Source organism: Lancefieldella parvula, assembly GCF_963547875.1.
Lineage (GTDB): Bacteria > Actinomycetota > Coriobacteriia > Coriobacteriales > Atopobiaceae > Lancefieldella > Lancefieldella parvula_D.
In genome coordinates this window covers 22,292-36,502 of sequence record NZ_CAUUSI010000006.1, presented here as the reverse complement: position 1 = coordinate 36,502, position 14,211 = coordinate 22,292, and the positions used below count along the sequence as shown (strand labels likewise).

Below are 14,211 nucleotides of genomic sequence, written 5' to 3'. Positions count from 1 at the left end.
CTACCAGGTTATCTGCACCCGCAAGCGCAGGCTGCTTGATACCGCAGCTTACTGGTTTCTCTTGCCGTGCTCGCTGCACCCGCAGCCACAACCGTGCTCGTGGCCACCGTCGGCACCCTTCACGGCGTCGTCACCCGATGCGCCAGCAGGACTGGACCCACCCAGATCCTCGGGACCAAATCCCATAGGCAAGATGTCCTGGAGCAGATACTCACGAGGAGCTGCATCTGCCTTGCCCAGCACAATACGGAACGTTGCAGGATCGCACCACTCGCGAATAACCTGCCTGCATACACCACAAGGAGTGCACCAAGCTGTTGGAGCCTCTCCCTCAGGACCACCAACAACCGCAATGGCCACAAAATCCCTGCGACCCTCAAACACTGCGCGGAAAAACGCCGTACGCTCGGCGCAGTTAGAAGGCGTGTACGCAGCGTTTTCTAGATTGGCACCGCCGTACACCGTGCCGTCGGAGCACAACAGTGCAGCTCCAACAGCATAGTGAGAGTACGGTACATAGGCATGGTTACGTGCCTCAATGGCAAGCTGAACAAGAGCCTCGTTAGAAACGTGGCAAGAACCCTCTACCCCGGCCATTATGCGCGACTTCCCTTGATGTATGGCACACCGTCTGCCTTAGGAGCAACGGACTTACCAACAAAGAGGACCAGCGTAATGATGGTGATGAAGTATGGAAGCATTGCAATAATCTGGCTTGGAATTGGAGTTGCTCCGCCGCCAAGCAGAATTGCCAGTGCCTGAGTAAAACCAAAGAGCAGGCAAGCTGCATAGGTGTTCAGAGGCTTCCACTTACCAAAGATAACCGCAGCCAGTGCAATAAAGCCCTGACCAGAAATAGCGGTCTGAGTGAACTGAGAAATAATTGCCAGCGTTACAGAAGCGCCGCCAAATCCTGCAAGAACACCAGAAACAATAACGCAGAGGTAGCGAGTCTTACGAACGCTAATGCCCAGCGTCTCGGATGCGTGTGGATGCTCGCCAACGGAGCGAATACGCAGGCCCCACTTGGTGCGGTAAAGCACAAACCAGACGAGAAGAGCGGTTAAAAGTGCAAGTACCACGGTAATGTCTACGTTCAAGCTGGAATAAGGTGTGTCGTTAAAGGCACCCTCACCAAAGAGCTTTGGGAGCTTGGTGACTGCTGGAGACATTGCAGCGCCATCAAACAAAAGACGGCAGGCAAACAGAGCAATGCCAGGTGCCAGCAGGTTAATTGCAACACCAGAAACTGTCTGGTCAGCGTTAAACGTAATAGATGCCATGGCGTGCAAAAGCGCAATAAGACCGCCTGCAATACCTGCACAAAGGAAGCCAATCCAAGGGTTTCCGGTGAGGTAGCTGCCTGCAACACCCGCAAAGGCGCCAACGCCCATCATGCCCTCAATACCAATGTTGACAACACCGGAGCGCTCGGAGACAACGCCGCCCAGAGCACCAAAAATAAGAGGTGTCGAGTACATGAGGGTAACGGAAACAAGAAGAATCAGGTTAGTGAGCATTGTTTGCCTCCTCCTGAGATGGGTTGGACGCATCACTCACTTGAGCAGCAAGCTTTGCCTCTTCTTCCTTAGCCTTCTGGGCACGCTTGTGATCAAGACGATCGGCAAGCATTGGAATAACGCCACCCAGAGCCATGAAGAACACGATGGTACCAATAACAATGTTGATAATCTCGGAAGGTGCACCAACCGTCTGCTGAACAGTCTGGCCACCATAAAGAAGACCAGCAAACAGGAAGGATGCAGGAATACATGCCACAGGGTTGCAGTTGGCGATAAACGCAACGGACAGACCGTTAAAGCCGTTGTTCTCAAATGCTGCCAGCGTTGCGATACTGTGAGGAGCAATACCGGTAATGGTCAGAGCACCTGCAAGTCCGCAGAGTGCACCAGAAATAGCCATGCAGAGCGTAAGGTTTTTCTTAACGTTGATGCCGGTAAACTGTGCAGCGTCGCGGTTAAAACCAACAGCGCGCATCTCATAACCAACCTTGGTGCGCATAAGCAGCCACCCAATAAAGATAGCTGCGATAATAGCAACAAAAATACCAATGTTTACATCGGTACGCATAATAGCGTCGCCAATAACAGGAATATTGCGAATTGCCTCAGCACCGTCCTCGGAATTCTTCATGCCATAGAACAGTGTGGTGTAGCCGGACTCGTTAATGGAGTACGAAGATGTTGAGTTTGGCTGGTGGAACTGTGGAAGAGAAACCACAAAGTTGCAGAGGTAGAGGCTGATCCAGTTAAACATAATGCTGGTAATAACCTCGTTGATGCCAAACTGAGCTTTAAGCCATCCAATGATGGCGCCAATACCTGCTCCGCCTGCGGTGCCTACCAAAACAACTACAGGAATCTGCAGCACAGGAGGAAGGTCAAGGCTGTAGCCAACAATAACAGCCAGGATAGTACCAACAATGTACTGACCCTCAGCACCAATGTTAAAGAGGCCAACGCGGAATGCAAAGGCAACGGCAATACCCGTAAAGAGCAGAGGTGTTGCCTTAATAATGACGTTAGAAATGTATTTTGGCTTACCTACCATGCCGCCAATAAGAGCCTCAAACGAGCTGATAGGGTCATAACCTGCAACAACCAAAATAATAGAAGCAACCAACAGGCCAACAAAAATAGCAACAATTGCTGACGTAATTGGCTTTCTCATTATCTTTGTAAGCGTACTCACTCGGCGTCACCTCCTGCCATCAGCAGGCCAGCCTGCTCTTCAGTGATAGTACCTTGGTCAAACTCGCCAACATTCTTGCCGGCGTAAATAATTGCCATCTTATCGGCAACGTCCATAATCTCGTCCAGCTCAAAGGAAATCAGCAAAATTGCTGCTCCACGGTCCCTCTCGCGAATAAGCGCTTTGTGGACAAACTCAATAGCACCAACGTCAAGACCGCGGGTTGGCTGGATGGCAATGAGGACATCTGGGTTGGAAGAAACCTCACGGGCAATAATAACCTTCTGCTGATTGCCGCCAGAAAGTCCCACTGCTTGATGATCTGCGCACTCTGCAGGACGAATATCAAACTCGTCAATCAGCTTCTGAGAGAATTCTTTGATCTTTGCCAAGTCAAGTGCAATGCCTTTACCAAAGGTCTCCTCGTTGTGGCGCTCAAGCACCATGTTCTCGGCAACCGTAAAAGGCAGAACCAAGCCCCAACGGTGACGGTCTGAAGGAATAGTTGCAACTGCGTGGTCAATGACCGTTTTAGGGGTTGTGCCCTGAATCTCTTCACCTTTAACGGTAATGGTGCCCGACTCAGGTTTGACCAGCGCGTTTATGGCATCGGCAAGTTCTTTCTGGCCGTTGCCGTCAATGCCTGCAAGACCAACAATCTCACCGGCACGAATATCCAAATTAAAGCCATTTACCTGCTCAATGCCGCGCTCGTCCTTGACGTGGAGGTCCTTAATAGAAAGAACAACCTCGCCAGGAGTTGCTGGCTTCTTTTCTACATGCAGGTTAACGTTTCTACCCACCATAAGTGTTGCAAGCTCGGTCTCGGATGTCTTGGAGACATCAACGGTGCTCATGTACTTACCGCGACGAATAATAGTGCACTCGTCAGCAGAAGACATAATCTCTTTAAGCTTGTGAGTAATAACAATAATGGTTTTACCTTTGCTTACCAGGTCATGCATGATCTGAATAAGCTTCTCAATTTCCTGCGGTGTAAGAACTGCCGTAGGCTCATCAAGAATCAGCGTATCAGCACCGCGATACAGGGCCTTTAAGATCTCAACGCGCTGCTGCATACCAACAGAAATGTCTTCGATCTTAGCGTCAGGATCTACGTCAAAGCCGTATTCCTCAACAATTTCAAGGACCTTCTCGCGAGCTCGCTTTGGATCAAGGACGCCACCGGCCTTGGTGACCTCGTTGCCCAAAACAATATTTTCTGTAACAGTAAAGTTCTCGACCAGCATAAAGTGCTGGTGAACCATACCAATACCGTGAGCGATAGCATCGTTTGGGCCAGAAATGGATACACGCTCTCCGTTGAGGTAAACCTCGCCCTCATCAGCAGAATACAGGCCATACAGTACGTTCATGAGCGTACTTTTACCTGCGCCGTTCTCTCCTAAAATGGCGTGGACAGTTTGCTTGCGCACGTTAAGGTCTACGGCGTCAAGAGCTTTAAACGATCCAAAAACTTTGGTAATGCCATGCATCTGAACAGCGTAATCCGAACTGACTTCCACGAGCCACCTCCTTTACACACTTGCTAGAGGTGAGGAGTGCCAAAGAGCACTCCTCACCAGCAAATCCAAACTCATCAGCCTTTGGGCCTGTCAGACGGCAAAACCATCTGGCGAGAAACCCCAGGGCTCAAAAAACTAAGTCAGAGCTTAGCTCAAAGACTTGACGTACTTGTCCAGGTCATCCTTGCTTGCAGGAGGAACAACGGAGCCAGCCTTGATCTTGTCGAGAAGGTCAGTAGCTGCCTTGTAGGTGTCCTCGCCCATGAGGTGGTGATCCTCAGCAATTCCGACAGCGTCCTCGGAAGCGCCCAGGGAAACAGTAGTGCCGCCCTTCTGGCCGTCCTTCAGGATCTTCTCGGAAATCTCAACGATAGCAACGTTGACGCGCTTAAGAGCGGAGGTCAGAACGTTCTCTGGAGCAAGATATGCCTGGTCACGGTCAACGCCGATAGCAAGCTTGTTTGCGTCCTTAGCTGCCTCAATAACGCCAGTTCCTACGCCGCCTGCAGCGTGGAAGACAACGTCGCAACCATCGGAGTACATGGAGTTAGCAATAGCCTTACCCTTTGCAGCATCGGAGAAGGACTCTGCATACTGTGCAGAAACCTCAACGTTGGTGCCCTTTTCCTTGTTTGCATAAGCAACGCCGCCGCGGTAACCATACTCAAACTGGTCGATAAGTGCGGAAGAAATGCCGCCAACAAAGCCAACCTTGCCAGTCTTTGTGGTGCGAGCAGCAATGTAGCCAACAACAAAGGAAGGCTCCTGAGCACGGAACATTACGCCAGTGAAGTTGGAAACCTCAGACTCGTTGCCGTTGTCGATAATGGCAAACTGGGTGTTTGGATTGTCCTTAGCAGCCTTAAGGGTTGCGTCTGCCATAGCAAAGCCAACGCCCCAAACAAGATCGGACTCTGCGTCAACAGCCTTATCAAGGTTGGTTGCGTAATCGGAATCCTGCTTGGACTCAAGGTAGCTGACATCCCAGCCGTTCTTGTCCTTAAGCTCGGTCATGCCCTCCCAAGCGGACTGGTTAAAGGACTGGTCGTTAACACCACCAGTATCGGTAACCATGGTGAGCTTCTTTTTCTTCTCACCTGATGCCTTCTGGCCGCCGTCGTCCTTCTTGGAGTTGTTGCAGCCTGCAAGACCTGCAAGTGCTGCAAATGCGCCAGCGCCGGTTGCGCCGGTCACAAAACTACGACGAGAAACGTTCTTGTTCATTCCGTGCTCTCCTTACCTCATGTGGCGGGAACGTCCAGCTTTTGTGCTGGATCTTTATGAGAAGTTGACCAAACTTCCCTAACTTAAGCGGAAAATCCGCATGGTTCCAAAACAAACAGCAATGGTAAGCTGCTGACCTGTGATGCTTTGTGCAACAAGCGCTTTAAGCAACAACAGAAAGAGCAACCTCCATCATCTGCGTGAAACTAGTCTGACGCTCTTCAGCAGTAAGTGCTTCTCCTGTAAGAGGCAAATCAGAGATAGTTAGCAGCGTAAGCGCATGCTTATGAGCGTACATGGCGTTGAGATACAGGGCTGCCGACTCCATCTCAACGGCAAGAACATCCATGTTTGCCCATTTGGTAAGCGAGTTGTCTACGGTATAGAACACGTCGCTTGCCAGAATATTACCAACGCGAACGGGATAACCCAGCTTTTCTGCACCAGCAACAGCCTTACTCAACAGGCCAAAGTCTGCGGTAGGTGCAATAGTTCCAGGCATTCCGTACTGTGATGGATAATTAGAATCAGTGCTGGAAGACATGCCAATAACAATGTCTCTAAGCTTTACCTCAGGAGCAAGGCCGCCAGCGCTACCAATGCGGAGAATGTTGTCAACTCCGTAGAAATTAAAGAGCTCGTAAGAATAAATGCCAATGGAAGGCATACCCATACCAGAACCCATAACGGAGACTGGCTGTCCCTTGTAGGTGCCGGTGTAGCCAAACATATTGCGAACGGTGTTGAACTGCTCAACGTTCTCCAGGTACGTGTCTGCAAGAAGCTTTGCGCGCAGAGGATCGCCTGGCATGAGGACAGTCTTAGCAATCTGGCCCTCAACAGCAGCGTTATGGGGAGTTGGGGTAGTAGCCATTAGTTCTCCTTAAGAATCTCTGACAGGTGAGAAGTTCCAACACCAAGTTGCTCAACGCCAAAATAATCAAGAATTGTCTCGGCCATGTCGGCAAATGTGGCGGTTGTACCAAGGTTGGTGTTTGGCTTAACCTTTGGACCCGTGATAAGCAGTGGCACGTACTCACGAGAGTGATCAGTAGATGGTGTTACCGGGTCACAGCCATGATCTGCGGTGATAATGAACAGGTCATCCTCACGAAGGCCCTCAATAATTTGAGGAATGCGCTCATCAAAATAAGAAAGAGCGTTGGAGTATCCCACAGGATCGTTGCGGTGACCGTAAATCATGTCGGTATCAACAAGGTTGGTGAAGCACAGACCGTTGAAGTCTTTGCTGGTAGCCTCAATAGTCTTCTGAATTCCGTCTGCGTTGCAGGTAGTAAACTCAAACTCTGTCATACCACGGTGAGCAAAGATGTCATAAATCTTGCCAATAGAAAGAACGTCAAAGCCGTTCTCTTTAAGACGATCAAGCATGGTTGGGCCCGTTGGCTCAAGCGAGAAGTCATGACGGCGAGAAGTGCGCTGGTATGGCCACTCTCCCTCAAAAGGACGAGCAATAACGCGAGCAACACCGTGCTCACCCTGAAGAATCTCGCGCGCAATGCGGCAATACTCATAGAGTTTCTCGGGACTTACCACGTCCTCATGAGCAGCAATCTGGAAAACAGAATCTGCTGAGGTATAGACAATCAGAGCACCAGTCTCTACGTGCTCTTTACCAAAGTCTCTAATAACATCGGTTCCGGAGTAAGGTTTGTTGCACAAAACCTTGCGGCCCGTCTTCTGCTCAAACTCCTCAATGACCTCCTGTGGGAAGCCATCAGGATAGGTTGGGAACTTCTTTGGAGAAATGACACCTGCCATCTCCCAGTGGCCAACCGTAGTATCTTTACCAGCGGATTTCTCCTGCATGCGAGCATATGCGCCCTCAGGAGACTCAATTGGCTTCAAATCAACGTCATACACGGTATCAAGCGCGCCATCAATATTAAGAAGGCCCAACTTTGTCATATTTGGGATGTTAAGAACGCCACTTGTTGCGCAGGCACAAAGGGTATTGCTACCCTCATCTCCATATGCCGCTGCATCAGGCTCTTCGCCGATGCCAAAACTATCAAGAACAACTACAAAAACACGTTTAGGCATGCTACCTCCTAAAACGCCCGAAACAAGCATTTGCGCACGATACATGCGCGAACTAACTTATGTGGACGAGTCATTACTATTCATTAAATATATTATTACAGTTGCATAATGCCGACGCCCAAGTTAGAGAGATTTTCACGATACAACCGTTTGCAGATACTAAAATTCTGTAAACGGTACGCAGCAAATGCTTAGAAAAATCAAGCAGGTAAAACCAATGTGGCGAGAAAATCTTTGAGCTCACCAGGAAAAAATTTAATGAATTCATTCTTTACAGACTCTAGCTGCTGTCTTATCGTTGTCCAAAGCAGATTTAAGCATTGGCTTAAACAAGATAAGCACCTGTTTAGAAGTTTTTATATAAGCACCTGTTTAGTCGGATTCTATTTTAGCTGCTAGGAGGACTGATGCTCACCAATCGAGAACAGATGATTTTCAACTGGATTAAAGAGCAGCCTTCCATTACTCAGAAGGAAATTGCAGAGCGTGCAGGTATCTCGCGTTCTTCTGTTTCGGTTCACATCTCCAACCTTACCGCAAAGGGCGCAATTTTGGGCCGCCGCTACATTTTGAGCGAGCGTCCCTACTTTATTGTGATTGGCGCTGCCAACATGGATATTGCTGGCCGCCCAGACACTTCCCTTGTGGCTGGAGATTCAAACCCTGGCAAGGTTACCATGTCCTTTGGTGGCGTTGGCAGAAATGTTGCCCACAACCTTGCCCTTCTCGACAGCGACGTTCGTCTGCTCACCGCTTTTGGCGAGGACTATCGTGCGCGCGAGCTCAAAGAGGGCTGCCTGGACTGCGGCATTGACATCGACGCTTCTATTACCGTGCCAGGCGCTTCCACTTCCACCTACCTCTTCATCATGGACGAGCACGGTGAGATGCAGGAAGCCATCAATGACATGCAGATTTACGAGTATGTCACCCCCGAGCGCATCGAGGAGCGCCTGGATGTTATCCAGCACGCCGCAGCTTGCGTGATTGATACCAACCTGCCTCAGCAGACCATCGAGTTCATTGCCAAGAACGTGACCTGCCCCATCTTCTGCGATCCCGTTTCTTCCATTAAGGCACAGAAGCTCAAGAGGGTCCTGGGCAAGATTCACACACTCAAGCCAAATCGCCTTGAGGCCGAGATGCTCTCGGGCATCAAGATCACTGACGATACCTCCCTTGAAGCCGCAGCTCACGAGCTGCTTGCAACAGGACTGAAGCGCGTGTTTATCTCCCTTAGCGAGAAGGGCCTTCTTTGTGCTGATCACGAGAAGACCGTTCGCTTGCCACTGCTTCCCGCAAAGCTTGTCAACATGACCGGTGCGGGCGATGCCATGATGGCAGGAATTACCTGGGCGTATACTCAGGGCATGACGCTTGAGCAGACCGGCCTGATAGGCATGGCTGCTTCCAGCATGGCCATTGAGGGTGAGGACACCATCAACGGTGAACTCAACGTTGAAGAGGTCATCAAGCGCGCAGGTCTTTAGCGCGTCTGCACAGCGCATCTGCACGGCACTACTTTCGGTTCCATTAGTCGTTTACGATTGGAGTATATATGTCTAACCTGAAGGATTTTCTCGTTGTATCTGATGAGGTCAAAGAGGCTCTTGAGCAGAACAAGCCTGTTGTAGCTCTGGAGTCCACCATCATTTCTCACGGTATGCCTTACCCACAGAACGTCGAGACCGCTCTGAAGGTTGAGCAGATTATCCGCGACAACGGTGCAATTCCTGCAACTATTGCAATTATTAACGGCCAGATGCGTGCCGGCCTCTCCGCTGACGAGATTGACTACCTGGGCAAGAAGGGCCGCGAGGTTGCTAAGGTCAGCCGCCGCGACCTCCCTGTTATCATCGCTGAGAAGAAGGACGGCGCAACTACCGTCACTACTACCATGATGATTGCTCACATGGCAGGCATCGACGTCTTTGCAACCGGCGGCATCGGCGGCGTTCACCGTGGCGCTGAGACCACCATGGACATCTCCGCTGACCTCGAGGAGCTTGCACAGACTCCTGTTATGGTCATTTGCGCTGGCGCAAAGTCCATTCTTGACCTTGGCCTTACCCTTGAGTACCTGGAGACTAAGGGCGTTCCTGTACTTGGTTACCAGACCGAGGAGCTTCCTGCGTTCTACACCCGCAAGAGCGGCTTTAGCGTTGACTACCGCGTTGACTCCCCTGCTGAGCTGGCAGAGATCTTCACTACCCAGCAGCAGATTGGCATGAACAGCGGTCTCCTGGTCACCAACCCAATTCCTGAGCAGTACGCAATGGATAAGGACACCATCGACGCAGCTATCGAGAAGGCCCTTGCAGAGGCAGAGGCAAACGGCATCCACGGCAAGGAGTCCACACCATTCCTGCTGGCAAAGGTTGCTGAGATTACTGGCAACAACTCCCTTGAGTCAAACATTCAGCTGGTCTTCAACAACGTTGCTCTTGGCGCAAAGGTTGCTGCAGAGGTTTGCAACCGCAAGTAAGTGCACGCACGTGCTCAAACGTGCAAGCGCACAAAGTACACGTGCAAGTTCCGCGTTAGCATCGCATTTCTTTTGGCCCCTACGTCGTTTGACGTGGGGGCTTTTTCTGTCTTGCAGCAGCTTTGGTAGGTTCTGCCGAAGAATCGACATGTTCTTAATCAAGATAGTCAGGCAGCTAGGCGGTCGCACTACCTGATATACATCTCTATGCATAAACTTCATGTAATATGCTAGAAAATGAATAGCGTCATATAAAAGATTTAACTATAGGTAAATTCCGCACCTAAGGAACACACTTAAGTCAGATATTCTGCTCAATTGCGGGCATTTTACACACCTAATGAAGATATTCTGCACGTTTGAGGTATTTTCAGCGTCATGTATACGTCTTTTTGACAGATTATCCGACTTAGGTGTGTTTTGAACTGCCTCCTATTTTTTCGTGTCCAAGAAATGGGAGGCAGTTCATTTGACGTGGGGGCTTTTTCTATCTTGCGGCAGCTTGACCGTGGGCTGACCGCTGGTTGGCCACTGGTTGGCCGCAACCTAATCGCAACCTAATCGCAGCCCAATACCGTTCAAGAAAATTATCTCAAAAAGTGGACAAAAGTCCTTATTTTTATTTTAGGGAGCAGGTACAATTACTCAAACTTAAGCCAAAACTGTCCTGTAATGAGGACTCACGAAGCAAGAACAGCGAGGTCTCGTGTGAACGTTCTAACCTACCTTGACAGTCTTGATTCTGATGTTCGGAAGAAGATCATCAAATGGGCTTCTCGCGTTCCCGCTAATCGTCTTTCTCATTGTAGGCAGATTCGTCTTAATTCCGGACAGACCCTTGTCCACATGCTGGACCGCGTTGATAACGTGTACATTCTGTGCCGCGGTACCGTGCGCACCACGTCGCATAATTCCGCAGGTAGCACGTATGTTATTGACGAGTATCGTGCGCCCGTTGCTTTTGGTGAGATGGAAGTTATCAGCGAGAGCCCGTTTTACCTGGGATCGCTCACCGCAACTTCCGGCTGCGAGTTTATTTCGGTTCCACGCGAGGACTACCTGCAGTGGATTCGTTCGGACCCTGAGGCACTTCTTACCCGCTCACGCTGGATTATCAAGAATCTGACACGTCAGTCTGGCTACGAGCGCAGCTTGCTGACCTGGAGCGGAACCAAGCGCCTGATGTACATGCTTAGCGAGCTAACGCGCGATCAGATTCACCGCGGCGTTGTTGAGTGGCCGTTCACGGTACGCCTGACCAGGCAAGAGCTGGCAGACAAGATTGGTACCAGCACAAAAACTGTTGCCCGCGGCATCGACGAGCTTAAAGAGAGGGGAATGGTTTCTGTTCAGCACGGCAAGATTGTCATTACCGAGAGGCAATTCCAGCGCCTCGACGATGCAATGAAACACGAGGGAGAATCCCACCTTCTGGACTAACCTCTGTACCTGGCACAACGCTTGGGCAAGACCGATCTTCTCGCCCCAGGCAGCGCGCCGCGCAACGCGGTGCACCATAACTTGGAACGACCGACGTACCCGTCGCAATCACAAACCTGTTTTTGCAGGATAAACGTAAGGAGCACTAATGAGCGAGTTCATGGACATCATCACTTCCGACAACCTCTCGTACAAGCAGAAGGTTCTGCACCTGGCTCAGGCTGCCGAGAATTCCGAGCATCCTATCAAGACAACTGCTGAGTTTGATCGTCTTTTTGCAGCTCACGCTCTTGACGACATGTGTGAGGGCAACGCTCCTTACCGCCCTCGCTACATCTGCCCTGACTATCAGGTGTTTGCTCAGAACGGTTCCGAATTTTTGCGCTTTGACAAGCCAGAGACCCTTGATGACCTGCTCTGGGGCCTTGCCGCTCTCTACGACAACGTTCCTTCCGTAACCAGCCGCCCTGTCTATGTTGGCCAGCTGGACAAGATTATCGATCCATTCCTGGAGGGCATGACTGACGCAGAGATTAAGCCTCGTCTGCGCCGCTTCCTGAACCACATCGACCGCACCGTTGCGAGCGGTTACTGCCACGCAAACATTGGTCCAGAGGACACTCGTGCAGGTAGACTGCTGCTTGAGGTTGACCGCGAGCTCATGAACGCCGTTCCAAACTTCACTCTCAAGTACGATCCAGAGGTCACATCCGACGAGTTCATGCGCCTGGCCGTCAAGACCACCATGGTCTGCTCTAACCCTGCTTTTGCTAACCACCGCATCCACAAAGAGACCTACCCTGGCGAGTACACCGTCGTAAGCTGCTACAACGTTCTTCCTATGGGCGGCGGCGCTTACACCTTGAGCCGCGTGCTTCTCCCTGGCCTCGCAAAGCTTGCAACCAACGTTGACGACTTCATGAACAACCTGCTGCCAACCGCAACTGGCGAGGTTCTGAACTTCATGAACGAGCGCGTCCGCTTCATTGTTGAAGATTCCAACTTCTTTGAGACCAGCTTCCTGGCTAAGGAAGGCCTCATTTCTCGCGAGCGCTTCTGCGGCATGTTTGGTGTTGCCGGCATGAGCGAGTGCGTCGCTGAGCTGCTACACCTTGATAGCAGCCGCACCTACGGCAAGGATGATGAGGCAAACGAGCTGGCCGACAAGATCATGGTCAAGATTGCCGACCAGGTCAACAGCTTTGACGCCGTCTACTCCGAGGTCTTTGGCGGTCGCTTCACCCTGCACGCACAGGCTGGCTTCTCCGACCAGCAGGGCGTTACCCCAGGTGTCCGCATCAAGGTTGGCGACGAGCCTGCAAACCTCTACGACCACATTCGCCACAGCGCACGCATGCACCGCTTCTTCAACAGCGGCGTCTCCGACATCTTCCCAGCTGAGCCAACTGCTGAGCGCAACCCAGACGCTGTCGTTGACGTGGTCAAGGCCGCATTCTCCATCGACGACAAGTACCTCTCATTCTACAGCTCCGAGGGTGACCTGGTCCGCATTACCGGCTTCCTGGCTAAGCGCTCCGAGATGAAGAAGTTCCAGTCCGGCGACGTTGTTCTTCAGGACACCGCTCACGACGGCCTGGGCAACTTCACCGCTAACCACCTTGCCGACCGCAAGGTTCGTATGAGCGACTAGCGAGAAGAGCTGCGCAATCGTGACCTTCACTGCAACAGAAACAACTTTGGGAGCAACACATCCAACTGGGTGCGTTGCTCCTGTCAACAAGATCATTCCCTTCTCGCTGGTAGATGGCCCAGGAAGCCGAACCGCCGTCTTCTTGCAGGGCTGCAACATTCGCTGCGCCTACTGCCACAACCCCGAGACCCAGGTGGAATGCATCTCCTGCCAGGCGTGCGTCAAACCATGCCCAGCTCACGCCCTGTCCGTGGCTGACGGCAAGGTTGTGTGGGACAACTCCATTTGCATCAACTGCGACAACTGCATCAAGGTTTGCCAGCATAAATCCACGCCAAAGATTGAGCTGCTCAGCGCACGCGAGGTGGCCGACCGCTGCATTTCTAACATGCCGTTCATCCGCGGAATCACCACATCAGGCGGCGAATGCATGCTCCGTCCCGACTTCCTCTACGAGCTCTTCACCTACTGCAACGCAGCTGGTCTGAACTGTCTCATCGACTCAAACGGCACCATCGACTTCACCGAGTACCGCGACCTGCTGAATCTCTCAAGCGGCGTCATGCTTGACGTTAAGGCTTGGGACGATCAGTGGTTTGAGCACCTGACCGGCGAGAATGGCGTCACAGTCCGCAAAAATCTTGCGTTTTTGGCCGAGCAAAACAAGCTGGAAGAGGTCCGCGTCATCGTGACCGAAGGCTGGAACGACGCCGAAGCCGCAGTTGACGGCATTGCCGCTACCCTTGGCGAGAAGGTCGGTCAGACACGCATTCGTCTCATGAAGTTCAGGCGTTTTGGCGTGCGCGGACCGATGGAGAACTCCCCTTCTCCAAGCGACGAGCGTATGCAAGCGATTGAGCTGCAAGCCCGCAGTCTGGGCTTTGGCGAGGTTGTCGTCAGCTAGTTGGCGCGACGGGTGCGCGGTGCCAGCCGCGGCAGACGCGGCGTGAACCGCGATACCAGCAGCGCACGGCATCCGGGTGGCGCAAGCCGCAGCTCGCATAGTTTTCTCGACGCTCCGGCGGGTTTCTCGCCACCCCACTATTCCATAACAAAGAACGACCTCGCAGCACATGCTACGGGGTCGTTTTCATTTACCTATCAGTGAA

General features: G+C 51.7%; 12 protein-coding genes. 5 read left to right on the top strand and 7 right to left on the bottom strand.

The genetic code is table 11. The features are described 5' to 3' along the window. Positions 1-48: 48 nt before the first annotated feature. From RWJ96_RS03675 to RWJ96_RS03645, 7 genes are all read right to left on the bottom strand, one after another. A complete protein-coding gene (locus RWJ96_RS03675; protein WP_314019005.1) occupies positions 49-597 on the bottom strand; it encodes a cytidine deaminase in 549 nt (182 codons plus the stop codon). Next, positions 597-1,520, bottom strand: coding sequence for an ABC transporter permease (locus tag RWJ96_RS03670; protein ID WP_035432466.1), 924 nt, complete (start codon positions 1,518-1,520; stop codon positions 597-599). The genes RWJ96_RS03675 and RWJ96_RS03670 overlap by 1 nt, the downstream gene beginning before the upstream one ends. Further along, positions 1,510-2,712 carry an ABC transporter permease gene (locus RWJ96_RS03665; protein WP_314019004.1) on the bottom strand — a complete coding sequence of 401 codons (1,203 nt, stop codon included), beginning with the start codon at positions 2,710-2,712 and terminating at the stop codon, positions 1,510-1,512. Before RWJ96_RS03665 ends, RWJ96_RS03670 begins: the two co-directional genes overlap by 11 nt. Then, a complete protein-coding gene (locus tag RWJ96_RS03660; protein ID WP_314019003.1) occupies positions 2,709-4,238 on the bottom strand; it encodes an ABC transporter ATP-binding protein in 1,530 nt (509 codons plus the stop codon). Before RWJ96_RS03660 ends, RWJ96_RS03665 begins: the two co-directional genes overlap by 4 nt. Before the next feature lie 147 nt (positions 4,239-4,385). Then, positions 4,386-5,462: a BMP family ABC transporter substrate-binding protein gene (locus RWJ96_RS03655; RefSeq protein ID WP_314019002.1), complete on the bottom strand. Its 1,077-nt coding sequence runs from the start codon at positions 5,460-5,462 to the stop codon at positions 4,386-4,388. Positions 5,463-5,625: 163 nt separating this feature from the next. After that, on the bottom strand, positions 5,626-6,336 hold the full coding sequence (gene deoD / locus RWJ96_RS03650; RefSeq protein ID WP_314019001.1) for a purine-nucleoside phosphorylase: 711 nt from the start codon (positions 6,334-6,336) through the stop codon (positions 5,626-5,628). Next, complete coding sequence (locus RWJ96_RS03645) at positions 6,336-7,526, bottom strand: phosphopentomutase (RefSeq protein ID WP_313995020.1); 1,191 nt, start codon at positions 7,524-7,526, stop codon at positions 6,336-6,338. Before RWJ96_RS03645 ends, deoD begins: the two co-directional genes overlap by 1 nt. Before the next feature lie 407 nt (positions 7,527-7,933). Here RWJ96_RS03645 and RWJ96_RS03640 point away from each other — a divergent pair, with 407 nt between their 5' ends. The 5 genes from RWJ96_RS03640 (at position 7,934) to RWJ96_RS03620 (ending at position 14,006) form a co-directional block, all read left to right on the top strand. Continuing rightward, positions 7,934-9,016, top strand: coding sequence for a PfkB family carbohydrate kinase (locus RWJ96_RS03640; protein ID WP_314019000.1), 1,083 nt, complete (start codon positions 7,934-7,936; stop codon positions 9,014-9,016). A 68-nt stretch (positions 9,017-9,084) separates the two neighbouring features. Then, positions 9,085-10,011: a pseudouridine-5'-phosphate glycosidase gene (locus RWJ96_RS03635; protein ID WP_035428532.1), complete on the top strand. Its 927-nt coding sequence runs from the start codon at positions 9,085-9,087 to the stop codon at positions 10,009-10,011. A gap of 708 nt (positions 10,012-10,719) precedes the next feature. Beyond that, entirely contained in the window at positions 10,720-11,451 is a 732-nt protein-coding gene (locus RWJ96_RS03630; RefSeq protein ID WP_035427769.1) for a Crp/Fnr family transcriptional regulator, read from the top strand. A gap of 148 nt (positions 11,452-11,599) precedes the next feature. Further along, positions 11,600-13,102, top strand: coding sequence for a YjjI family glycine radical enzyme (locus tag RWJ96_RS03625; protein WP_314018999.1), 1,503 nt, complete (start codon positions 11,600-11,602; stop codon positions 13,100-13,102). 19 nt (positions 13,103-13,121) lie between these two features. Further along, positions 13,122-14,006, top strand: coding sequence for a YjjW family glycine radical enzyme activase (locus RWJ96_RS03620; RefSeq protein ID WP_314018998.1), 885 nt, complete (start codon positions 13,122-13,124; stop codon positions 14,004-14,006). The last annotated feature ends 205 nt before the right edge of the window (positions 14,007-14,211 follow it).